The organism is Janthinobacterium sp. 13 (genome assembly GCF_002749695.1).
Taxonomy (GTDB): Bacteria; Pseudomonadota; Gammaproteobacteria; order Burkholderiales; family Burkholderiaceae_D; genus Janthinobacterium; species Janthinobacterium kumbetense.
On record NZ_PEEQ01000001.1, the window covers coordinates 3,160,656 to 3,184,184 of the forward strand.

The 23,529-nt window shown below is 60.8% G+C and carries 19 protein-coding genes; 6 read left to right on the top strand and 13 right to left on the bottom strand.

Annotation, left to right across the window (positions count from 1 at the left end):
* The first annotated feature begins 39 nt into the window (after positions 1–39).
* A complete protein-coding gene (locus CLU94_RS13970; RefSeq protein ID WP_257218802.1) occupies positions 40–903 on the top strand; it encodes a CPBP family intramembrane glutamic endopeptidase in 864 nt (287 codons plus the stop codon).
* Positions 904–917: 14 nt separating this feature from the next.
* On the opposite strand, the gene dacB is transcribed toward CLU94_RS13970, so the two are convergent.
* Positions 918–2,420 carry a D-alanyl-D-alanine carboxypeptidase/D-alanyl-D-alanine endopeptidase gene (gene dacB, locus CLU94_RS13975; protein ID WP_099666054.1) on the bottom strand — a complete coding sequence of 501 codons (1,503 nt, stop codon included), beginning with the start codon at positions 2,418–2,420 and terminating at the stop codon, positions 918–920.
* Between the two features lie 8 nt (positions 2,421–2,428).
* On the bottom strand, positions 2,429–3,667 hold the full coding sequence (locus CLU94_RS13980; RefSeq protein WP_034753725.1) for a nucleoside recognition domain-containing protein: 1,239 nt from the start codon (positions 3,665–3,667) through the stop codon (positions 2,429–2,431).
* Between the two features lie 216 nt (positions 3,668–3,883).
* On the opposite strand from CLU94_RS13980, the gene CLU94_RS13985 reads away from it, so the two are divergent.
* The 4 genes from CLU94_RS13985 to CLU94_RS14000 all read left to right on the top strand — a co-directional run bounded on the left by CLU94_RS13985 (position 3,884) and on the right by CLU94_RS14000 (position 10,877).
* Positions 3,884–5,701, top strand: a complete 1,818-nt coding sequence (locus CLU94_RS13985) for an ABC transporter substrate-binding protein (protein WP_099668305.1) — start codon at positions 3,884–3,886, stop codon at positions 5,699–5,701.
* A 220-nt stretch (positions 5,702–5,921) separates the two neighbouring features.
* A complete protein-coding gene (locus CLU94_RS13990; RefSeq protein ID WP_257218803.1) occupies positions 5,922–8,714 on the top strand; it encodes a TonB-dependent receptor in 2,793 nt (930 codons plus the stop codon).
* A gap of 89 nt (positions 8,715–8,803) precedes the next feature.
* Positions 8,804–9,883, top strand: a complete 1,080-nt coding sequence (locus tag CLU94_RS13995; protein WP_099666055.1) for a S66 peptidase family protein — start codon at positions 8,804–8,806, stop codon at positions 9,881–9,883.
* Positions 9,884–9,956: 73 nt separating this feature from the next.
* Positions 9,957–10,877: a YihY/virulence factor BrkB family protein gene (locus tag CLU94_RS14000; protein WP_257218804.1), complete on the top strand. Its 921-nt coding sequence runs from the start codon at positions 9,957–9,959 to the stop codon at positions 10,875–10,877.
* A 427-nt stretch (positions 10,878–11,304) separates the two neighbouring features.
* On the opposite strand, the gene CLU94_RS14005 is transcribed toward CLU94_RS14000, so the two are convergent.
* The 6 genes from CLU94_RS14005 to CLU94_RS14030 all read right to left on the bottom strand — a co-directional run bounded on the left by CLU94_RS14005 (position 11,305) and on the right by CLU94_RS14030 (position 17,974).
* Positions 11,305–12,432, bottom strand: a complete 1,128-nt coding sequence (locus tag CLU94_RS14005; RefSeq protein WP_099666056.1) for an acyl-CoA dehydrogenase family protein — start codon at positions 12,430–12,432, stop codon at positions 11,305–11,307.
* A 39-nt stretch (positions 12,433–12,471) separates the two neighbouring features.
* Entirely contained in the window at positions 12,472–13,140 is a 669-nt protein-coding gene (locus tag CLU94_RS14010; protein WP_099666057.1) for an SDR family oxidoreductase, read from the bottom strand.
* Between the two features lie 74 nt (positions 13,141–13,214).
* Positions 13,215–14,411 (bottom strand): acetyl-CoA C-acyltransferase, encoded by a 1,197-nt coding sequence (locus CLU94_RS14015; protein WP_099666058.1) that lies wholly within the window; start codon positions 14,409–14,411, stop codon positions 13,215–13,217.
* Positions 14,408–16,207, bottom strand: coding sequence for a bifunctional isocitrate dehydrogenase kinase/phosphatase (gene aceK, locus CLU94_RS14020; protein ID WP_099666059.1), 1,800 nt, complete (start codon positions 16,205–16,207; stop codon positions 14,408–14,410). The genes CLU94_RS14015 and aceK overlap by 4 nt, the downstream gene beginning before the upstream one ends.
* 53 nt (positions 16,208–16,260) lie before the next feature.
* A complete protein-coding gene (locus CLU94_RS14025; RefSeq protein ID WP_077398251.1) occupies positions 16,261–17,445 on the bottom strand; it encodes an isovaleryl-CoA dehydrogenase in 1,185 nt (394 codons plus the stop codon).
* A 124-nt stretch (positions 17,446–17,569) separates the two neighbouring features.
* A complete protein-coding gene (locus CLU94_RS14030; protein ID WP_099666060.1) occupies positions 17,570–17,974 on the bottom strand; it encodes a MerR family transcriptional regulator in 405 nt (134 codons plus the stop codon).
* 713 nt (positions 17,975–18,687) lie between these two features.
* Between CLU94_RS14030 and CLU94_RS14035 the strand changes: the two genes are divergently transcribed.
* Positions 18,688–19,095, top strand: a complete 408-nt coding sequence (locus CLU94_RS14035; RefSeq protein WP_034753756.1) for a hypothetical protein — start codon at positions 18,688–18,690, stop codon at positions 19,093–19,095.
* Between the two features lie 62 nt (positions 19,096–19,157).
* On the opposite strand, the gene CLU94_RS28385 is transcribed toward CLU94_RS14035, so the two are convergent.
* The 5 genes from CLU94_RS28385 to CLU94_RS14060 form a co-directional block, all read right to left on the bottom strand.
* A complete protein-coding gene (locus tag CLU94_RS28385; protein ID WP_180278658.1) occupies positions 19,158–19,568 on the bottom strand; it encodes a hypothetical protein in 411 nt (136 codons plus the stop codon).
* A 97-nt stretch (positions 19,569–19,665) separates the two neighbouring features.
* Positions 19,666–20,283, bottom strand: a complete 618-nt coding sequence (locus CLU94_RS14045; protein WP_099666062.1) for a UbiX family flavin prenyltransferase — start codon at positions 20,281–20,283, stop codon at positions 19,666–19,668.
* Entirely contained in the window at positions 20,276–20,587 is a 312-nt protein-coding gene (gene grxD / locus CLU94_RS14050; RefSeq protein ID WP_034753766.1) for a Grx4 family monothiol glutaredoxin, read from the bottom strand. Before grxD ends, CLU94_RS14045 begins: the two co-directional genes overlap by 8 nt.
* Positions 20,588–20,660: 73 nt before the next feature.
* Positions 20,661–21,173: a GNAT family N-acetyltransferase gene (locus CLU94_RS14055; protein ID WP_257218805.1), complete on the bottom strand. Its 513-nt coding sequence runs from the start codon at positions 21,171–21,173 to the stop codon at positions 20,661–20,663.
* A 4-nt stretch (positions 21,174–21,177) separates the two neighbouring features.
* On the bottom strand, positions 21,178–23,526 hold the full coding sequence (locus tag CLU94_RS14060; protein ID WP_099666063.1) for a Tex family protein: 2,349 nt from the start codon (positions 23,524–23,526) through the stop codon (positions 21,178–21,180).
* Positions 23,527–23,529: the final 3 nt, after the last annotated feature.

The following is a 23,529-nucleotide window of genomic DNA, read 5'->3' on the forward strand; positions in this document are numbered from 1 at the left end:
AAAGTAGCAGCCACTCCCTGACAACCCACGAGGAAAGCGATGATGGACAGCACCCTGAGCATGGCAACGAAGAAATCCCCCCTGGCGCGCCTGATGGCCTATCCCCTGGTGCAGATCGTGCTGGGGATGGTTCTCACCTTTGCCGCTGTACCGCTGGTGATGGGTCTCGCTTCCCAGCTGGTGGAAAAGCCTTACCGCATCCTGTGGCCGCAGTTGCTGGCGGCGGTACTGGTGTGGTTTGGCTACCGCTTCTATGTGAGGCACATCGAAAAACGCCAGCCGACTGAACTGGCAATACCGGGCATGGCGGGGGAACTGGGACGTGGATTGCTGTTCGGCACCGGGCTGGTCGCCCTGACCTTCGGTGTGCTGGCTGCGCTGGGCGTGTATCAGTTTAGCGGCGTCAACGCCCTGAGCGTCTTGTTGCTGCTCCCTCTGGCCGAACTGGTGCTGGTCGGCATGGCCGAGGAGATGATGTTTCGCGGCATCCTGTTCGGCGTGACGGCACGTGCGCTGGGCAACAAGGCTGCCATCGTGATCTCATCCCTGGTATTTGCCCTGGCCCATTTGCCCAATGCCGGCTTTTCGCTGCTGGCGATCATCGCGCTTGTCGCGTATGGCGTGCTGCAGGCGGCGTTGTATATGCAGACGCGCCGGCTGTGGGTGTGTATCGGCACGCATATCGGCTGGAATTATTGCGTCGGCCAGGTATTTTCCTCGACCGTATCGGGCCATGCGGCCACGGATGGTCTGCTGCGCGGCGAACTGGCTGGCAATGCCGTGCTGACCGGCGGCGCCTTCGGCGTGGAAGGTTCGCTGGTGACCGTCTTGCTGATCGGCGCCGTCGCCGCGTACGTGCTGCGCCTGGCTTTTGCCAGTGCACCGGGCACGTCGCGGGACTAGTTCACCTGGCGGCCCTATTGTCCGGCGACTGCCGGCGTGGCGCCGCTCCTGGCGACCCACTCGATCAGCGCATCGACGGCCGCGCGGCCATTGCCGTTACCCACCAGGTCGCTATTGATCATGGCGACCACCACGCATTGCTGGTTGTTGGCGTCGGGCACGTAGCCGGCGATGGCCACGACATTTTTCAAGGTGCCCGTCTTGATGCGGGCCCGCGCGGCGGCCGGGCTGTTCAACAGGCGCTTGCGCATGGTGCCGTCCAGCGCCACGATGGGCAGGCTGGACTGGAACTCGGGCGCCCATGGGCTTTGCTGCATCGCCTGCAAGACGCCGGCCATTTGCGCAGGCGCAATGCGTCCCGTGCGCGACAAGCCGGAACCGTTGTCGACCAGCATGCCCTGGGTGTCGATATGGTGCCGCTGGAACCATTCCTGGATGACTTGCCGCGCCCGGCTGGCCGTATCTTCCGGCGCCGCCATGGCGACGGGGCGGCTGCCCAGCCAGCCATCGCTTTGCAAACTGCCCAGGCTCAGGAACAGGGTGCGGGCGAGGGTGTTATCGGAGGTCTTGTTGATATCGCGCAAGACTTCCGGCAAGGCGCGCGCCACGTGGTCGGCCAGCATGCGCGTGCCAACCGGTTCGGCCGTCGGCGGCAAGCCCGTGCCCGGTGCTTCGCGCACCGTGCCCGTGATCGTGCCCCCGAGGCGTTTCCAGGTGGCACGGAACAAGCGGTCCGCATAATCGTTGCGATCGAGCACATTGATGCTGGTGGCCTTGCTGCAATTCTGCGGGAAGGTGCCATGCAGTATCACCTGCAGCTTGCCGCTCGCATCGCGCCGGTATTCGGGCGGGCGCCAGCCATCTTCCCACTTGGCGCAACTGCCCTTGACCAGTTTCATGTCGCTCGTGATGCTGACATTCTCGAGCGGCGGCTGCATCTGGAAGCTCAATTGCCGCTCCGTCGCACTGATGTTGATATCGATCAGATTGGTGTTCAGCAATAAGGCATCGGGGATGACGTTGTAGCGGAACTCGGCCGACTCGTCGAAGGGCGCCGCGCCGATGTCGGGCCGGGCCGGCTGGAACAGCTGGCGGTCGAGAATCAGATCGCCCTTGATTTTGACGATGCCCTGGTTGCGCAGGGTTTGCAGCATGTGCGCGAGCACGTCCGCATTGAAATCCGTGTCGGCGCCGCCGCGCAGGATCAAGTCGCCCTTCAGCACGCCATTGATGACGTCGGCACTGGTGCGCAGCTCCGTGCGGCCGCGGAAGATGGGACCGAGCTGCTCCAGGCCCACGGCCGTCGTCACCAGCTTCATGGTGGACGCGGGCTGCATGCTGCGTTCGGCCCCATGCGACAGCACGGTGGTGTTGCCGCGCAAGACGATGGCGCCCATGGCGTCTTCCGGGATATTCGCGCTGCGCAGCAGCAGGCTGACGGATTCGGGCAATTGCGCATGGGCGGTCGACAGGCCCAGACCCGCCAACAGCGCAGCCATCAGAACAGGACGTAACATGGTGCTCCTTAGTGGAAAAAGACGTAGGCAACGAAGACGGCGGTGATCACGCCAGCCAGATCCGCGATCAGGCCGGCCGTGATCGCATAGCGCGTCTTGCGGATGCCGACGGAACCGAAATACAGGGCCACGATATAGAAGGTGGTGTCGGCCGAACCCTGGAAGACGCAGGCCAGGCGGCCGACGAACGAGTCGACGCCGTAGGTATTCATGGCGTCGATCATCATGGCTTTCGAGCCGGAACCGCTGAGTGGCTTCATCATGGCCGTCGGCAAGGCGGGCACGAAGTCCGTATTGATGCCCAGGTTGGCGAAGAACCAGTTCATGCCGCTCATCAGGAAATTGAACACGCCCGCGTTGCGGATCACGCTGATGGCCACCAGCATGCCGACCAGATAGGGAATCACGGTGATCGACGTCTGGATGCCGCCTTTTGCCCCTTCGATGAAGGCGTCATACACATTCACCTTCTTGCGCAGGGCGCCGATGATGAAGATGGCGATGACGCTGATCAATACCAGGTTGCTGACCACCTTCGAGACCAGCTCGATTTCCTGTTTCGTCAGATATTGCGTGAAATACCAGATCATGGCGACGATGGCGCTCGTCATGCCGCCCATCCAGCCCAGCACGACCCTGTTGAGCAAGTTGATGCGTTGCTTGATCGACACGGTGATGATGCCGACCATGGTGGCCACATAGGTGGCGATCATGCAGGGGATAAAGATGTCGGACGGGTCGGCCGCGCCGAGGATGGAGCGCTGCGCCATGATGGCCAGCGGAATCAGGGTCAGGCCCGAGGTGTGCAGCACCAGGAACATGATTTGCGCATTCGTCGCCTCTTCCTTGTTCGGGTTCAAGGTTTGCAGGCTTTCCATGGCTTTTAAACCGAACGGCGTGGCCGCATTGTCCAGGCCCAGCAGGTTGGCCGAGAAATTCATCACCATGTGGCCCGTGGCCGGATGGTCTTTCGGAATTTCCGGGAAGATGCGCGAAAAGAAGGGCGCGATCACTTTCGCCAGCCAGCCGACGATGCCGGCTTTTTCGCCGATGTTCATGATGCCGAGCCACAAGGTCATCACGCCGGCCAGCGGCAGGGCGATATCCATCACGCCCATGCGCGCCGTCTCGAAGGTGCCATCGATGATGCGCTTGAAGATATCGGTATCGCCGAGAAACAGCCACTGCAGCACTGCGGCCAGGAAGCCAACGAGGAAAAAGCCGGACCAGATGTAATTAAGTGCCATATGCGATCAGTTCTGTGTGTCGGGAGTAAAAAATGTCTGCAAACAAAGTATAGGGGCAGCCCGATACGAGTTGATGAAAGAATGCAGCAATCGCATGCCAAAAAGTTATAAGCTGGCAGCCTGTTTTCATTGGCGCCCCGTAGCTTGCCCGCGTAGTGTGGGGGATGCCTGTCGCTAATCGCTGTTCGTTACCTTGTCTGCACTGGATCACTGATGATGTTTTTACGCAAAACCGCCTGCGCCGCCAGCCTGGCCCTGTTGACGCTGTTGAACGTACCGGCCCACGCCGCCGATGCTGCGTCCCCCAGCACGGCCCGCGCGAACAAGACCCTGCACTTGTTTTTGAGCACCAGCGAGACGGGCCTGGACCCGGCCGTGGCGTCCGATCTGGCCAGCCTGAACTTGATGGAAAACATCTTCGATCCGCTGCTGCGCTATGACTACCTGGCGCGCCCCGTGCAACTGCAGGGCAATACGGCGCGCGGCATGCCGACGGTGGAAGAGGGCGGGCGCACATACACCTTTCACTTGCAGCCCGGCATTTTCTTCACACAAGATCCCGCTTTCAAGGGCCAGCCGCGCGAAGTGACGGCGCAGGATTACGTCTACAGCTTGACGCGGTTGTATGACCCCAGCCTGAAGTCGCCGTGGCTGTTCTTGCTGGAAGACAAGCTGGTGGGCGATGCGGCCTTGAAAACCAAATTCAGCTACGACACGCCGATCGCCGGCTTGCAGGCGCTGGACAAATACACCTTGCGCATCCGCTTGAACGGTGTCGATCCGAACTTCCTGTTTTACCTGGCCATGCCGGCGACAGCCGTGGTGGCGCGCGAAGTGGCCGAGGCGTACCCGGCGGCAGGGCAGATCGGCAACCACCCCGTGGGCACGGGGCCGTTCCTCGTGAAGGAGTGGAAGCGCAGCGACAAGATCGTGCTGCAGGCCAACCCGACTTTCCGTGCCACCGTGTTCCATACGAATGCCAAGGCGTTGGCCGCCTTGCCGGTCGATGCGCGCGCCATCGCCACCGCGCTGGAAGGCCAGCGCTTGCCGCTGGTCGAGCGCATCGAGGTGCGCATCGTTGAGGAATATCAATCGCGCATGCTGGGTTTTTTGAAGGGCGAATTCGATTACCTGGAGCAAGTGCCGGAATCGATGACGGACATGGTGCTGGAAAACGGCGCGCTGAAACCGGCATTGGCCGCCAAGGGCTTGCAGCTGACGCGCTTTCCCGTGCTGCAAACGTATTACATGTGGATGAACATGGACGACCCCGTGCTGGGCGGCATGAGCAAGGACAAGCTGGCCCTGCGGCGCGCCATCGCCCTCAGCTACAACGGCCGCGAAGACATCGCGCTGCTGAAAAAAGGACTGGCCTTGCCGGCGCAGTCGCCGCTGCCGCCGAATGTGCTCGGCTACGACAAGCAGTACCGCAGCCCCGTCGGCTACGATCCCGCGCTGGCGCGCGCCTTGCTGGACCGCTTCGGCTACAAGATGGGCGCCGACGGTTTCCGCACGCAGCCGGACGGTACGCCCCTGATCTTGACCATGCATACGGAACCGAGCACGGTGGGACGCTTGCGCGATGAATTGTGGCGCCGCAACCTGAACGCCATCGGCGTGCGCGTGGAGTTTAAAAGCGACAAGAAGACGGAAATCATCAAGGCCTCGCGCCTGGGCAAGGTGCAGATGTTCGAGACCAACTGGATCGCCGACTTCCCCGACGGCGATAACTTTATGCAATTGTTGTACGGCGGCAACGTTGGCCGCGCCAACTATGCCCGCTTCAACTTGCCCGATTACAATAAACGCTATGAGGAGGCGCGCCTGCTATCCGATACGCCGCGCCGACGCAGTCTGTACTTCGACCTGTTTCAGCTGATCCACGCTTATACGCCGTGGGTGTTGCTGACGCATCCCATCTCTGCCGACCTGCAGCAACCGTGGCTAAAAAACTACAGGCGCCACCCCGTGGAATTCACGTCCTGGCGCTATCTGGACGTGGATAAAACCAGGGCTAGCCCCGCAGGCAAGTGACCATGTCGCTGAAAAGGGCATTCATTCCAAAAAGTTATGGTTAGGAAAGCATTTTTCATTGGCTGGGCCCGGATGCATCGCGCTACTCTGAAAATGAAAACAAATAAAGTCATGCGCAAATGTCATAAAAAAATGTACTGCGAGACAGACAGTTGCGACGTGAAAAAAACAGCCTGACTTGAGAACTCAAGTTTCGATTGCCCAAATAAAGGAGAGACCCGTGAAATTGAAGAAGCTAGCGCAATTGGTGGCATTGATGGGGGTGGTGGGACCGGTGATGGCACAGGAAGCGGCGGCGCCAGCGATGCAACGGGTCGAAGTGACGGGCAGCAGCATCAAGCGGGTGGCCAAGGAAGGCGCGTTGCCGGTGCAAGTCATCACCTTTGAGCAGATGGAAAAACAGGGCATCACGACGGCCGAGCAACTGGTGCGCACCCTGTCGGCGAATGGCACGGGTGCCGAGAACATGACTTCGGGCAATAACGTGTTCGGCGCCGACGCCGACCGTCTTGCCGGTGGCGCCTCGTTCGCCTCGCTGCGCGGGCTGGGGCCGGGCGCAACCTTGGTACTGCTGAACGGCCGCCGCGTGGCCACGCATGGTGCCAGTGGCCGTGCCGTCGACTTGAATTCGATCCCACTGGGCGCAATTTCACGCGTGGAAATCCTCAAGGATGGCGCCTCGGCCATCTACGGCACGGACGCCATCGGCGGCGTGATCAATTTCATTCTGAAAACCAATTACAGCGGCGTGGAAGCATCCGTTTCCACCAACGATACGCAGGCAGGCGGCGGCGCCACGCGCCGCGCTTCGCTGCTGGCCGGCACGGGCTCGCTGGAAGAGGACCGCTACAACATCATGGCCAGCCTGACCGTCGACAAGGCGCAGCGCCTGAACGGCAGCGACCGTTCCTTCGTCAACGGTTTCCAGCCGGGCCGCGGCCTGTCGCCCGACACCACGGGCACGCCGTTTGCCAACCAGGTGTCGGGACCGGGCACGGCACTGCAAATCCCCAATCCTGATCCTAAGGACCCGGCGAAGTTTATTGGCGGTTACACCTTGCCTGGCGACCCGACGGTGTATCTGCAAGCCAATCCCCTGAGCTTCCAGGGCAAGTGCGACAGCATCGCCGGCATGTCGCAGTACCAGACGGCACTGTGGAAAGACGTGACCTCGCCGCTGCGCACCAAATATTCGTGCGCCTACGACTATGGCGCCGACTATGTGCTGCAATTCCCTGTGGAACGGGTCAATTTCTTGTCGCGTGGAACTGTCCAGCTAGCGCCCGACCACCGCATGTTTGTCGAAGTGCTCGGTTCGCGCACCAAGGCCACGGCGATCCTGACGCCGATGCAGGTGCAGACGAGCATCGCCAACAAGGGCGTGTATCCGGTGGGCGGCGCGTATTACCAGGATTTGTCGGCCTATATTCCCACGTTCGACAATACCAAGCCGATTGCCTACAAATGGCGCGCCAATGAGATCGGTAACCGCACGCAGGAAAACACGACCGACAATGCCCGCGTGCTGCTGGGTTTTGAAGGCAACTTCGGCAAGTGGGATTACAAGACCGGCGTTTCCTACGCACAGAGCACCACCAAGACCAAGCTGACCGATGGCTATTCCTACACGGACAAGTTATATGCGGCCTTGGGGACAGGGATCATCAATCCCTGGGTGGGCGCAGGCCAAAGCCAGACGGAAGCGGCCAAGCAATTGATCGAATCGACCAAGTTCCGTGGTGACTTCCAGCACGGCAAGACGACCCTGACGCAGATCGACGGTTCCGTTTCGGGCGAACTGTTCCAGCTGCCGGCTGGTGCCGTGGCAATGGCCGCCGGCTTTGATTTGCGCCGCGAGGGCTACAGTTTTGAACAGGATGTCGATGCCAACCTGATTCTATTGGCGCCAGGAAATGCCGCCTTGAAGGATGTCAGCCGCAACGTCAAGGCCGTGTATGCCGAGTTGCTGGTACCCATCATGAAAGACCTGGAAATGCAACTGGCCGTGCGTCGTGACGATTACAGCCAGGTGGGCGCCACCACGAATCCCAAGATTGCCTTGCGTTACCAGCCAGCCGACTTCGTCCTGTTCCGCGCCTCGGCCAGCAAGGGCTTCCTGGCACCGAGTTTCGACCAGCTCTATTCAGGTGTATTGACGCAGGAATTGCCGAATGGTGTGAAAGATCCGGAAGGCTGTATCAAGCATCCCGGCGTGAAGGAATATTGCAGCATCGATCGTCTCAGCTACACGACGGGCGGCAACCTGAACCTGAAGCCGGAAACGTCGAAGCAGGGCAGCGTCGGTATCGTCATCGAACCGGTCAAGGGTTACTCCGCCTCGTTCGATTACTGGGCCATCAATACCCAGGACCAGCTCCTCAAACGCACGCCGCAAGTCGTGCTGGCCAATTACCAGGCGCTGAACCAGTACATCTTCCGCAAATCCGATGGCACCATCGATTATGTACAGGCGGGCTGGTTCAATGCGGGCGGCAGCCGCGTGCGCGGCCTGGACGTGAGCTTGCGCGGCGAAGGCAAGGTCCAGGACGTGAAATGGGCGGCAACCTTGGACGGCACGTATATGGACAGCTTCAAGTTTGCCGAATACAAGGGGCAAGAATACAAGGAGCTGGTTGGCAACTTCTACACGCGTGATTTGTACTTGCGCTGGAAACACAATGCCAGCTTCAGCGTATCGCGCGGCGACTGGAGCGGCTTGCTCGTGCAGAGTTTTGCTTCCGGCTACAAGGACCAGGTACCGAATGATGGCAAGGGGACGCCGCCACCAGGTTTCAAATCCGATGTGTCCAGTTACACGACGTACAGCTTGTCGGGCACCTACACGGGCTTCAAAAATACCACCATCACTGTGGGCATCCAGAACCTGTTCGACCGCGATCCACCGTTCACCGCGCACAACGTGGATGAAGTGGTGGGCGCCGGCTGGGACCCGCGCGTGGCCGACCCGCGCGGCCGTTCGCTGTCGTTCCAGCTGAAGTACAAGTTCATGTAAGGCGGCCATGCCGGCGGCGATCCCGCCGGCATGCTAACCTCGTGCGGCGGCGCCTGGCGTCGCCGTTTTTTATTCCAGGAAAGGGCCGCATGTCCAGTCAGACCAATCTCAGCCGGCGCCACTTCGGCGGCTTGCTGGCCGCCACCCTCGGGGCGGCAGGCACACCGGCATGGGCGGCGGCCGCGCAAGGGAAGGGAAAACGCATGCAACAGCAACACGCATTGATCAAACCGGCGCGCTTGCGCGACGGCGACCTGGTCGCCATCATCGCACCGGGCGGTTTTACGGATGAGGAGTCCATCGCCAAGGCCCAGCGCAATATCGAATCGCTGGGACTGCGCGCCAGCCTGGGTGCCAACATCCGCGCCGTGCACGGCAACTATGCGGGCACGGTGCAGCAGCGCCTGGACGACTTGCACGCCGCGTTCCGCGATCCGGACGTCAAGGCCGTGTGGGCCATCCGCGGCGGTTCCGGCTGCATTTCGCTGCTGGCGCTGCTCGACTATGGCTTGATCCAGCGCAACCCGAAAGTGCTGATCGGCTATTCCGACATCACGGCCTTGCACCTGGCCATCGCCAGCCAGACGGGCCTGGTAACGTTCCACGGCCCCGTGGCGTCATCCACGTTTTCCGACTACACGGTGACGCAGCTGCGCAATGTGCTGATGACGCCGCAAGACAGTTACACGATCCCGATGGCATTGGATAACCACCGCCGCGCGCAGACGCAGCCGAACTTCGCCATCCGCACCGTGCATGGCGGCCAGGCGACGGGGCGCTTGACGGGCGGCAACCTGTGCATGGTCAGCGCGCTGGCCGGCACGCCGTATGCGGCCGATTTCCGTGAACACATCCTTTTCCTCGAAGAAATCAATGAAGTGCCGTACCGCATCGACCGCATGCTGTGCCAGCTCGACCTGTCCGTGGGCTTCAACAAGGCGGCGGCATTGATGCTGGGCATCTTCGAGCATTGCGAGGCGGCCGAGGGAGACACGGCGCTGACCCTCGATGCCACCCTGGACCAGCATTTGCTGCCATTGAAGGTGCCGGCCGTCAGCGGCTATTCGTTTGGCCACATCCGCCACCAGTTCACGATACCGATGGGCATCCTTGCCACCCTGGATGCGGACCGGCAAACCTTGACCTTGCTGGAAGCCGCCGTGAGCTAGTCTGTTCGTTCGCGCACGGCACAGTACGGGGATAGTCAGTATGCTAGGGGCATGTGCGGCAAGGCATCGGGCCATGCCGGCATCCTTGAACGGTTTGCTCATGATCAACCGCCGCGCCAGCGCCTACATTTTGAGCCACCCGCTGGCCTTCGTGCTGCAGGTGCTGAAGGGCTTTCGCGCCAACCAGGGCTTGCTGTTGGCGGGCGCCGTCGCGTATTACTCGCTGCTGTCCATCGTGCCTTTGCTGATGCTGGTGGTGGTGGCCCTGTCGCACGTGATCGCGCAGGACGAATTGCTGCAGACAATCGGCCATTACCTGGAATGGCTGGTGCCCGGGCAATCGAAGGCCATCGTGGGCGAGATCGCGCATTTCCTCGACAACCGGGGCGTGATCGGCTGGCTCTTGCTGCTGACCATGCTGTTTTTCAGTTCGCTGGCGTTTACCGTGCTGGAAAACGCCATGAGCGTGATTTTCATTCACCGCGTGGCCATCCGCCGCCGCCATTTCCTCATTTCCGCCGTGTTGCCGTACTGCTACATCCTGTGCCTGGGCGTGGGCATCTTGCTGATCACCCTGGTGGCGGGCAGCTTGCAGGTGATGAGCGAGGAAAGCGTGCGCTTCTTGCGTCACGACTGGGGCCTGGAAGGCGTGTCCGGCGTGTTGCTGTATTTGCTGGGGCTGGTGGGTGAAATCCTCGTGCTCAGTTCGATCTACCTGGTCATGCCCGTCGGACGGCTGTCGATCACGCATGCGCTGATCGGCGGCGTGACGGCGGCCCTGCTGTGGGAAATCGCGCGCCATGTGCTGGTCTGGTATTTTTCCACCTTGTCGCAGGTCAATATCGTGTATGGCTCGATGACGACGGCCATCGTCGTCATGTTCAGCCTGGAAATCGGCGCCACCTTGCTGCTGCTGGGCGCGCAAGTGATTTCCGAGTACGAAAGGGTGGCGCGTGGCGGCGAGGAAGACAAGCCGCTGGCGCTAAGGACTTGATTTAAAAAGATTATTGCACTGCACAAAAAGCTGTGCTATACTCCGTTCAGTGATTGAGATTTGCTTGCAAATAGTCTCACTATCCAGGCTCAGCGCGGCGACCGACAGGTGTAATGTCGATGGCGTGACAGTGCGAAAGAGTGGATTTTTGTAATTCCGGATACGTTGGTCGATTTACACTTGGAGTCACCATGCAGATAGCATGGGAGTCCGAAAATCAGGATGCACTTTGCAGATAGCACTGGCGTCCATGACACGATTAAAGCATTGGTAATACATTGGAACAAAGCCTGCATATGTGCAGGCTTTTTTTTCGTCCATCGTTGGCGTATGGGGTCAGACCCTCGGCACCGCTAACGTAAAGCTCCGCGCCAACGCATGTGGGGGTCTGACCCCAGCCTTTGCCTGGGGTTAATCGTCCTCAACTTTACAAAGCCCGCGCAATCAAAATCTTCTGGATATCGCTGGTCCCCTCGTAAATCTGGCACACGCGCACGTCGCGGTAGATGCGCTCGACGGGGAAATCGGACACATAGCCGTAGCCGCCGTGCACCTGGATGGCGTCCGAGCAGACTTTTTCCGCCATTTCCGACGCGAACAGCTTGGCCATGGCCGCTTCCTTCAGGCAGGGCAGGCCCGCATCCTTCATGGCTGCCGCGTGACGGATCAGCTGGCGTGCCGCTTCGATCTGCGTCGCCATGTCGGCCAGGCGGAATTGCACGGCCTGGTGTTCATAGATGGGTTTGCCGAAGCTTTCACGGTCGCGCGCATAGCTCAGGGCCGCTTCGTACGCGGCGCGCGCCATGCCGACGGCTTGCGAGGCGATGCCGATGCGTCCGCCTTCCAGGCCGGACAGGGCGATCTTGTAGCCTTGTCCTTCTTCGCCGATCAGATTTTCCGCCGGGATGCGGCAATTCTCGAACAGGATTTGCGCCGTGTCCGACGAATGCTGGCCCATCTTCTGTTCCAGTCCCGCCACGATGTAGCCAGGCGTGTTCGTCGGCACCCAGAAGGCACTGATGCCGCGCTTGCCGGCCGCCTTGTCGGTCACGGCCATGACGATGGCCACGTCCGCATACTTGCCGCTGGTAATGAACTGCTTGGTGCCGTTGATCACGTAGTCATTGCCGTCGCGCGTCGCCGTCGTGCGCAGGGCCGACGCGTCGCTGCCCGTGTGTGGTTCCGTCAGGCAAAACGCGCCCAGCATGGTTCCTTGCGCCAGCGGACGCAGCCACTGTTCCTTTTGCGCATCGTTGGCGTACATCATGGCGATGCTGCACACGGGGCAATTGTTGACGGAAATGATGGTCGAAGTGCCGCCATCGCCGGCGGCGATTTCTTCCAGCACCAGGGCCAGGGATACGTAGTCGAGGCCGGCGCCACCCAGCGCTTCCGGCACGGCCACGCCAAAGGCGCCCAGCGCGGCCAGTTCCTGCAATTCTTCTTTCGGGAAATGATGTTCCTTGTCCCAGCGGGCCGCGTTGGGCGCCAGGCGCTCGCGCGAAAAACTGCGCAGCGCTTCCTGGATCATGGTCTGTTCTTCATTGAGTATCATGGGACGTCGTCTCGTTTGTTTTTATATGGTGTGGTGGAATTACCAGGCTATGGGCTTGCCATCGTAGTTGCGGAACACGGCCTTGTCCGTGGCCGGCAGGCTGGCCAGGGTGGCGCGGATGCCGGCAGCGCTTTCCTCGGGGGAAATATCGGCGCCGGCGCCGCCCATGTCCGTGCGCACCCAGCCCGGGTGGAAAGCCACGCAGCTGACGCCTTGCGGGCCATGCACGAGGGCAGTGTCGATCAGCACGGAATTCAGGGCCGCCTTGCTGGCGCGGTACAGCGAACCGGTGGGGTTGCCACGTTCGCTCAGGGAACCCATGTGCGAGGACAGCACGGCCAGCTTGCCTTTCGCGTTGGCCACCAGCGGCGCCAGGATGGGCAGCAGCCGCATGGCCGCCAGCACGTTCGTGTGCATGACGAGGTCGAAATCGGCTTGCGCGGGGAAACCGTCGTGGCGGGGGCCGTACACGCCCGCGTTGAGGATGGCCACGTCGAGCTTTTCATCGTCGAGTTTCCAGCCCAGGCCGGCACAGCCTTCCACGTCCGTCACGTCCAGCTGGTGCGCTTCCGCGCCCAGTTGCGCGAGGGCGTCGCAAGCTTCCGGTGTGCGGGCGGTGGCGATGACACGCCAGCCATCGTGACGGTATTGACGGACGATTTCGTGGCCGATGCCGCGCGAGGCGCCGATGATCAATGCGGTAGGCATATGTTTTCTCCCTGAAAATAAAATGAAAGGGCGCGCACCGTGAACTGCGGTGCGCGCCCGGGCTCAGGAAGAGCTTATACCAGTTCGATCGCCATCGCCGTCGCTTCGCCGCCGCCGATGCACAGGGCTGCCACGCCGCGCTTGCCGCCGGTTTTTTTCAGGGCGCCCAGCAGGGTGACGATGATGCGCGCGCCCGAGGCGCCGATCGGGTGGCCCAGCGCGCACGCACCGCCGTGGATGTTGATCTTGCTGTGTGGAATGTCGAGGTCGTGCATGGCGGCCATGGGCACGGCCGCGAACGCTTCATTGATCTCGAACAAGTCCACATTGCTGCTGCTCCAGCCCGTTTTCGCGTACAGTTTTTTCACCGCGCCGATAGGGGCCGTGGTGAATTCGTTCGGCGCCTGCGCATGCGTGGCGTGGCCGTGGATTTTCGCGATGACGGTGCAGCCGAGCTTTTTCGCCGTCGATTCGCGCATCAGCACGAGGGCCGCGGCGCCATCGTTGATCGACGAAGACGAGGCGGCCGTGATGGTGCCATCCTTCTTGAACGCTGCCTTCAAGGTCGGGATTTTTTCCAGGCGGGCTTTTTGCGGGCCTTCATCGATGCTGACGATGGTGTCGCCGCCGCGGCCGGAGACGGTCACGGGCACGATTTCCCATTCGAAACTGCCATCCTTGGTGGCCGCTTGCGCGCGTTTCACGGATTCGATGGCGAAGGCATCCTGCGCTTCGCGCGTGAAGTGATATTGGCTGGCGCACTCTTCGGCAAACGTGCCCATCGAGCGGGCGTTGCCCTTTTCATCGCGGCTGTAGGCGTCTTCCAGGCCATCCATCATCATGTGGTCATAGATCATGCCGTGGCCGATGCGGTAGCCGCCGCGCGCCTTCGGCACCAGGTAAGGGGCGTTGGTCATCGATTCCATGCCGCCCGCCACCACCACGTCGGCGCTGCCGGCGAGCAAGGTGTCATGCGCGAACATGGTCGTCTGCATGGCCGAGCCGCACATTTTCGACAGGGTCACGGCGCCCGTGGAATCGGGCAAGCCAGCCTTGCGCAAGGCTTGGCGCGCGGGCGCCTGGCCCTGGCCCGCCATCAGGCAATTGCCGAAAAACACGTGTTCCACGGCATCCGGCGCCACGCCGGCCCGTTCCACGGCGGCGCGGATGGCCACGGCGCCTAGGTCGCTGGCGGTGACGTTGGCAAAGTCGCCCTGGAAGGCGCCCATGGGGGTGCGCGCGGCACCGACGATTACGACTGGATCATTCATGTTGGATCTCCGGTTAGGGGTGGGGATGATGACTGCATACAAAAACGCAGGTGCTGCGGATAAGGGAAGACGTCCTCGATGTGGCCGTCTTCGATGCGCTGTTTGCGCGCCTGCCAATATTGCGCCGTCAGCAGGTCGGCATGGTGCTGCATGAAATAGGTGCGGATACGGGGATTGCCCAGCAGGAAGGTGCCGAATTGTTCGGGAAACACATCGTGCTTGCCGATGGGATACCAAGGTTCGGCCGACATTTCTTCTTCCTCCGTGCGCGCCTGGGGAATGACGCGGAACTGGCAATCGGTGATGTACTCGATTTCATCGTAATCGTAAAAAACGACACGTTGATGACGCGTGACGCCAAAATTTTTATACAGCATGTCGCCCGGAAAGATATTCGCCGCCACCAATTCCTTGATGGCGTTGCCGTACTCGACGATGGCGTGTTCGACCAGGTCGTCGCGGCCTTCCTTCTCGGCATTGCTCAGCCACATGTTCAGCGGCACCATGCGCCGCTCGATGTACAGGTGGCGGATGATGATCTGCTCGCGGTCTTCTTCGATCAGCGAGGGGGCGAACTGTTTCAGCTCGGCCAGCAATTCCTCGGCAAAACGGGCGCGGGGAAAGGCCACGTTGGAATACTCGAGCGTGTCGGCCATGCGGCCCACCCGGTCGTGGTGTTTCACCAGCAAGTATTTTTGCTGGACTTGCGCGCGCGTGGTTTCCTTGGGCGGCGGGAAAAAATCCTTGATCACCTTGAAGACATACGGAAACGACGGCAGGGCAAACACGAGCATCACCAGGCCGCGGATGCCGGGCGCGCTTTCGAAGTGGTCCGACGAGTGCTTCAAATGCTGCAGGTAGTCGCGGTAAAACAGCGTCTTGCCCTGTTTTTGCAAGCCCAGTATCGTATAAATCTCACTGCGCGGCTTGCGCGGGAGCAAACTTCGGAGAAATTGCACGTAGGCCGACGGCACTTCCATATCGACCAGGAAATATGCGCGCGTAAACGAAAACAGCACGGCGATCTGTTGTTGCTCGAACAGCACGGTGTCGAGCACCAGCTTGCCGTGACGGTTGTGCAGGATGGGCACGACAAACGGGTATTCGCGGTTGCCGTTGATGCCCTTGCCGACCAGATAGGCGCCCTTGTTGCGGTAGAACAAACTGGTCAAGACCTGGATCTGGTGGTTCGGTTCGATCCTGTCGCCGCCGAACAGCTGCTGCAGCCGCGCTTCCACCTGGGCCACGTCACGCTCGAGGTTGGCAAATGCGCAGTCCAGCTGGAAGTGCGTCAGCATGCGCGTCAGGGTGTGGCGCAAGCCGTCCTTGCCCGGGTAATACACGCGGTAGGTGGGGACCGGGTCTTGCGTGTCGATGTATTCCGTGGACACGACGGGACGCACGAAAATATAGTCGTTATTGAAATACGTGCGGTGCAGGATGTTGCAGCAGACGGAATTGAAGAAGGTTTCCGCCAGTTCCGGCTGCTTGTGTTCCGTCAGCATGCCGATGTAGTGCAGCTTGAGTTCGCGCCACACTTCATCGCTCAACTCCGACTCTTCGTACTCATCTTCGAGCATCTGCACGCATTCCTGCACGCGCTTGTCATAAAAGTCGATGCGTTCGCGGGCCGCCGTCTGTGCCGCGGCCCAGGCGCCTTGCTCGAAATACTGCTTGGCTTGCTGGCTGGTTTCGCGGAACAGGCGGTAATGCTTGTCGAAGCCGTCGCGGATGGTGCGCGCGATATCGAATGCAATCTGGGAAGAGAGCAATTTGGGGAAGGCAATGTGCGTCATAGCTGTGCTCGCATAAATAGCTCTTCACCCAGTCGATCGCCGCGCGCCCGTGCTTACTTGGTTTCCGCAAACAGTTCGCGGCCTATCAGCATGCGGCGGATTTCGCTGGTCCCGGCGCCGATTTCGTACAGCTTGGCATCGCGCCACAGGCGGCCGGCCGGGAATTCGTTGATGTAGCCGTTGCCGCCCAAGGCCTGGATCGCTTCGCCCGCCATCCACGTCGCCTTTTCCGCACTATACAGAATGGCGCCGGCCGCATCCTTGCGCAACTGGCGCACGGCTTCCGGCGTGGTGGCGCGGTCGCACGCCTGGCCCACGGCATACACGTAGGCCTTGCACGCCATCATGGTCGAATACATATCGGCCAGTTTGCCCTGCATCAATTGGAATTCGCCGATGGGTTGGCCGAATTGCTTGCGGTCATGCACGTAAGGCACGACCAGGTCCATGCAAGCCTGCATGATGCCCAGCGGGCCGCCGGACAGCACGGTGCGCTCGAAGTCGAGGCCCGACATCAGCACGTTGACGCCCTTGCCCAGGCCTCCCAGCACGTTTTCGGCCGGCACTTCGCAATCCTGGAACACCAGTTCGCCCGTGTGCGAGCCGCGCATGCCCAGCTTGTCGAGCTTTTGCGCGATGGAAAAGCCCTTGAAATTCTTTTCGATCAGGAACGCCGTCATGCCGCGCGGACCCGCTTCCAGGTCGTTTTTCGCGTACACCACCAGCACGTCCGCGTCGGGGCCGTTGGTGATCCACATCTTGGTGCCGTTCAAGACCCAGCGGTCGCCCTTGAAGTCGGCGCGCAGCTTCATGCTGACGACGTCCGAACCCGCGTTCGGTTCCGACATGGCCAGCGCGCCGATGTGTTCGCCCGTGATCAGCTTCGGCAGGTACTTGGCCTTTTGTTCAGCCGTGCCGTTGCGCTTGATCTGGTTCACGCACAGGTTCGAGTGGGCGCCGTAGGACAGGCCGACGGAAGCCGAGGCGCGCGAGATCTCTTCCATGGCGATGATGTGCGCCAGGTAACCCATGCCGGCGCCGCCGTATTCTTCGCTGACGGTAATGCCGAGCAAGCCCATGTCGCCCATCTTGCGCCACAGGTCCATGGGGAACTGGTCGGTGCGGTCGATCTCGGCCGCGCGCGGCGCGATTTCGGCGGCGGCAAATTGTTGGATCGCTTCGCGCAGCGAGGCGATGTCTTCGCCGTGGTCAAAGGTCAAGCCTGGGAGATGGAGCATGTCGTCCTCGTCGTTATAAGTGTGGCGGTCATGGATGCCGGGTCAGTGAAGCTATGATACTCAGTTGTGACGTTTACGTAAACGTAAAGCGATGCGCGTGCGGCCAGCGCCGCCGCATCGCTGCCTAGCTGGTTTGCGCCGGATCCAGGTTCAAGTCCGCCAGCATGTGCGCGCAAGCGTCTTCATGCGCGCTGATTTCCGCCAGCGCCATTTCGATATCGATGCGCTGCTGCTCCAGGGTTTGCCGGTGCTGCGCCAGCACGCCCAGGAAGCGGTCCATCTGCGCGCGCGTGTCTTTCGGCGACTCGTACATGTCGACCAGGCTCTTGATCTCGGACAGCGCCAGGCCCAGGCGCTTGCCGCGCAAGGTCAGTTTCAATCGGGTGCGGTCGCGCGGCGTGTAGACGCGGCTGCGCCCGCCCGCGCCTTCGCGTTTCGGACTGAGCAAGCCCTGGTCTTCATAGAAGCGGATGGCGCGCGCCGTGATGTCGAATTCCCGCGCCAGTTCGGTAATGGTATAGGTCGTCATTGCTGCGGGCGGTGTCGGTTGCATGGGTGGTCGGTCGCTGGATGGGTGCTGCGGGGTAATGGGTGGCAAAGTGCCGTTTACGTCAACGTCAATACTATTGTAGCGTGCCCTGCCCGTGCTGCAACAAAGAAAAAAGAGGACGTAGACAGGGGAATTTGGCGAATAAGGCAACAGTTACTGAAAATAAATTGATTCTTCTGGCGCAAACGCGCTTAAGATCGAGAGTTGGTGGCCAAGATGACACCAAAAAGAGCTTTCCTGGCATAACAGCGACATTCTTTTCGCTGCGATGGCAGTAAAATTTTTCGGGCGCAGATTCTTTCCAACCGGCACGATCAAAAAACAACGTTTCGCTCTGAGCACGTTGTTCGAATCGTTTCCATGTTGGAAACAAAATGGCCCTTCTGAAAACTTTGTCTACAAGAAATTGTATGACATGGGCATTGCGTACATCGGTAGAGGAGGGCATTATCCGATACCGTACGTTGTAATGCCAAACCGAGGCTTTGAATCGTGCTGCAGTGCGAAAATCAAGGCCAGCCGCGAATTTGACCCGAAGCCACGCAGAATCACAAGAGAAAATTCGGCCCACTTTTCTACCCGGAAAGCCCGGCCGGAGTGTTAATTGTTAATTGATACTCTTTTCAAATGTAACATTCTGTATGGTCATTCAAGAAACTGACTTTCATGTTACAACATGAAATAGTACACCTATGAATTCTTCTAACGAACGCGAAAGCTTCAGCCAGCGACTTCAGTTGGCTCTCAAAAACGCCCATTATTCTCCAGACAGCCCGACCAGACTGGCCCGGGAATTCAATATCCGTTTCGACGGGCGCCCGATTACCGTGCATGCAGCTAGGAAATGGTTAGTAGGTGAAGCAATTCCGACGCAAGAGAAATTGCGCATGATTGCCCAATGGTTGGGCGTTCCGGCGGAATGGTTGCGTTTTGGCGGCCCGGAAAGCGCCACGCCGAATGGCGAAGCGGGCAGCGCTTTGTCGCGGTTTGAGTCCGCCGATGTGAAATTAATTGCCGATTTGCAAAGATTAGATGAACATCATCGTCAAATCGCGCGAGAATTTATTCGCATGCTGGTCAGAGTCAACTACCAAAAGTAAGCATTCAGGCCATCCCCGGCCGGCGTCGTCCGCCTTTCGCTGGCGGCGCTCTTCCTGTCCTTTTATTTGCGCAACGTCATACTGGAGACATGATTTTGTCGCACAATAAGACCTCGCATGTTGCGCTGCAGCGGAATTATTTGACAATAATCCCGCGCGCAGCGGCGCAGCGGCCAATACCAGCGCATAATCACATCAGAAGCAGCCAGTTCATCCACTACGGAGCCGAGCATTTGAGCCGTCTTATGAAAAGTAACTACAGCAATACCGCGCAGCTGAAGGACTTGATGACCGTGCCCCCCATGACTGCCGCGCAACATGCGGAAGTGATGCGCAAACGGATCGCCCACCGCAGGATGGTTGAAGAAGCCAGGGATTTGAAGCAGGCCAGTGCCCACCAGTTCGACAAGCGGTGAGTGAGGATGCCTGACCAAAGCTACTGCGCGTCGCGCTTTGCGGCCGGCGATGCTCACCGTGCTTCAGCACGGTTGCGCTTCTCGGCCGCAAATCACTGCCGCTCGCTACGCTTTTGTCAGGCATCGTGACGTGCGTAGTTGGTGATGTAGTTTGTTAGTCGTTTGTTGCTGACTGGTCTGGGGTTTTCAAGCCATTCCAGCGCGGTGCCAGGCCGTGCTCGATGCCCAGCAGGTCGATGACGCGCGCGACCGTATGGTCAACCATCTCCGCAATGCTTTGCGGGTGGTGATAAAAGCTGGGTAGTGGGGGAAAGATGATGCCGCCCATTTCCGTCACGGCCGTCATATTGCGCAGGTGCGCCAGGTTGAACGGCGTTTCGCGCACCATCAAAATCAGGCGGCGGCGCTCCTTGAGCACCACATCGGCTGCCCGCGTGATCAAATTATCCGACAGGCCATGGGCCACGGCCGCCAGGGTCTTCATCGAGCACGGCGCGACGACCATGCCATTCGATTGAAACGAGCCGCTGGCGATGCTTGCGCCGATATCGCGCAGCTTGTGCACCACGTGCGCCTGCGCTTCGATGTCCTTGCGCCCCACGCCCGTTTCCTGGTGCAGGGTCAATACGGCTGCATCCGACAAGACCAGATGCGTCTCGACGCCGGGGATGGCGCCGAGCAATTGCAGCAGCCGCAAGCCATACACGGCGCCCGTGGCGCCCGTGATGGCCACGACGATACGGCGCGGCTGCTGCTGTTGACTATCAGGCATCGAGCAGGGACTTCAGTTCGCCCGATTCAAACATTTCATTCATGATATCGGAACCACCGATGAACTCGCCTTTGACATACAGTTGCGGAATGGTTGGCCAGTTCGAGTAATCCTTGATGCCTTGGCGCACTTCCGGGTCATCCAGCACGTTGACGGTAGCGATGTTTTCCACGCCGCATGCTTTCAGGATCTGGATGGCGCGGCCGGAAAAGCCGCACTGCGGGAACTGGGCCGTGCCCTTCATGAACAGCACGACTGGCGTGTTCGTCACGGTTTCTTTGATCCAGGTTTGTACGTCGCTCATAGCTGCCTCTGATGGGTAAATAAATAGATGCCGTCATTTTATAAGAAAACGCCGGCACGGGTATGCGCTCAAGTCATAAATCGGGCAAGTCAGCCACGCTGGCGCTCGTTGCTATTGATAACTGCTTGCCCAGGCACACCGATTGTGCCGCGCCCACGTATTTGCCCCAGGCCACGACGGGTGCATAGCCGTGTTTGGCATAAAACGCCACCGCGCGGGTATTCGCCACGCGCGTGGACAGGTGCAGCTGCGCATAGCGGAAGCAGCGCGCCTGCGCCTCCACATGGGCCAGCAGGGCCGCGCCCACGCCACCTTGGCCGGGGCGCGCATACATGCGCTTGAGTTCTGCCGTGGCGCCGTCCGCCTCGCCCAGCGGGCGCAGGGCGGCGCAGCCCAGCAGGTCACCGGCGGCGTTGCGGGCCACGTAAAAGCCGCTGCGCGGCGTGGCCGCTTCGGCATCGAAGGAAGAACGGCCGCTGTCACCATTGATGCGCAGCAATGCGTTCGACAATTCGTCGAGCAGCAGCTGGGCATCCGGGCCGGCCGCATCCGCCGCCAGGATGGTGATACCCTGCCTGGCGGCCACGAACTTAACCGCGCAGCTTGGCGAACGCGGCGGCCATGCTGCCGGCCGGTTCCGGTGCGTTGCGCGACTGCGACTGGTGCTGCGCCATGCTGCGGCGGTCGTTGCGGTCGCCACGCTGTTCCGGCTTGCTGCCCGCCTGCGGCGCGCTATCCGTCAAACGCATGGTCAGCGCGATGCGCTTGCGCTTCTCGTCCACTTCCAGCACCTTCACGCGCACGACTTGTCCAGCCTTCACCACCGTGTGCGGGTCTTTCACAAACGTGTTCGACAGGGCCGAGATGTGCACGAGGCCATCCTGGTGCACGCCGATGTCGACGAAGGCGCCAAAGGCGGCCACGTTGGTGACCACGCCCTCAAGGATCATGTCCGGGCGCAAGTCGCGGATTTCTTCCACGCCTTCCTTGAAGGTGGCGGTGGTAAATTCCGGACGCGGATCGCGGCCCGGCTTTTCCAGTTCCTTCAAGATATCGGAAATGGTCGGCACGCCGAAGGTTTCATCCGCATACTTGGCGGGGCTGAGTGTTTTCAGCAGGGCCGTTTCGCCGATGACGGCCTTGATATCCTTCTTGATATCGGCCAGGATTTTTTCCACCAGCGGGTACGATTCCGGGTGGACGGCCGAGGCGTCCAGCGGATTCTCGCCGCCCATCACGCGCAGGAAGCCCGCTGCCTGTTCGTAGGTCTTGTCGCCCAGGCGCGGCACGGCTTTCAAGGCCGCGCGCGAGGTGAACGCGCCCTTCATGTCGCGGTAGGTGACGATGCTTTGCGCCACGCTGGCCGACAGGCCGGAGACGCGCGCCAGCAGCGGTGCCGACGCCGTGTTCACGTCCACGCCGACGGCGTTCACGCAATCTTCCACCACGGCATCGAGCGAACGGGCCAGCTGGCTTTGACTCACGTCATGCTGGTATTGGCCCACGCCGATGGATTTCGGGTCGATTTTCACCAGTTCGGCCAGCGGGTCTTGCAGGCGGCGCGCGATCGACACGGCGCCGCGAAGGGACACATCCATGTCCGGCAACTCTTTCGAAGCGAACTCGGACGCCGAATACACCGACGCGCCCGCTTCCGAGACGACGATCTTCGTCATCTTCGCTTCCGGATGCTGCTTGATCAAATCCTGCGCCAGCTTGTCCGTCTCGCGCGAGGCGGTGCCGTTGCCGATGGAAATCAGGGACACATTGTGCTTGGCGGCCAGGCGGCCCAGGGTGTGCAGGGAGCCGTCCCAGTCGTTTTTCGGCTGGTGCGGGTAGATCACGGCCGTGTCGACCACTTTGCCCGTGGCATCGACCACGGCGACCTTGACGCCCGTGCGCAAGCCCGGGTCCAGGCCCATGGTGGCGCGCTGGCCGGCCGGCGCGGCCAGCAGCAGCGCTTTCAGGTTGGTGGCGAAGACATTGATGGCGTCGAGTTCCGAGCGTTCGCGCAGCGCGCCCATCAGTTCCGTTTCCAGGTGCATGAAGCTTTTCACGCGCCAGGTCCAGCGCGCCGTGTCAAGCAACCATTTGTCGGCTGGACGGCCGAGGCTCTTGATGCCGAAGCGGGCGGCGATGCGGCCTTCGCACGGGTTGTGCGGCGCATCCCATTTCGGTTTTTCCGCTTCCGTATCCAGGCGCAGGGTGACGTCGAGGATGCCCTCGCGGCGGCCGCGCAGCAGCGCCAGCGCGCGGTGAGACGGCACTGTGGAAATGGTTTCCGAGTAATCGAAATAATCGGCGAATTTTTCGCCTTCGTCCTGCTTGCCTTCCACCACTTTCGATTCGACGATGCCGTGTTCCTGCACGTATTCGCGCAAGGTTTGCAGCAGCGTTGCATCTTCGGCGAAACGCTCCATCAGGATCTGGCGCGCGCCGTCGAGGGCCGCCTTGGTGTCCGCCACGCCCGGGTTGTTGCCATCGGCACTCGTGAACGCTTCGCGCAGGAACTTGCCCGCTTCCATTTCCGGCGTCAGTTCCGGATTGTCCAGCAAGCCGTCGGCCAGCGGCATCAAGCCCGCTTCGATGGCGATCTGCGCCTTCGTGCGGCGCTTTTGCTTGTATGGCAGATACAAGTCTTCCAGGCGCGTCTTGTCTTCCGCGTGCATGACGGCGTCCAGCAGCTCGGGCGTCATCTTGTTCTGTTCCGTGATCGAGGCCACGATGGCGGCGCGCCGCTCTTCCAGCTCGCGCAGATAGCGCAAGCGCTCTTCGAGCAGGCGCAGCTGGATATCGTCGAGGCCGCCGGTCGCTTCCTTGCGGTAACGGGCGATGAAGGGCACGGTGGCGCCTTCGTCGAGCAGTTCGATGGCGGCGGCAACCTGCACCGGTTTGGCGGCAAGTTCAAGGGCAAGACGTTGTTCGATAGTGGGCAGCATGGT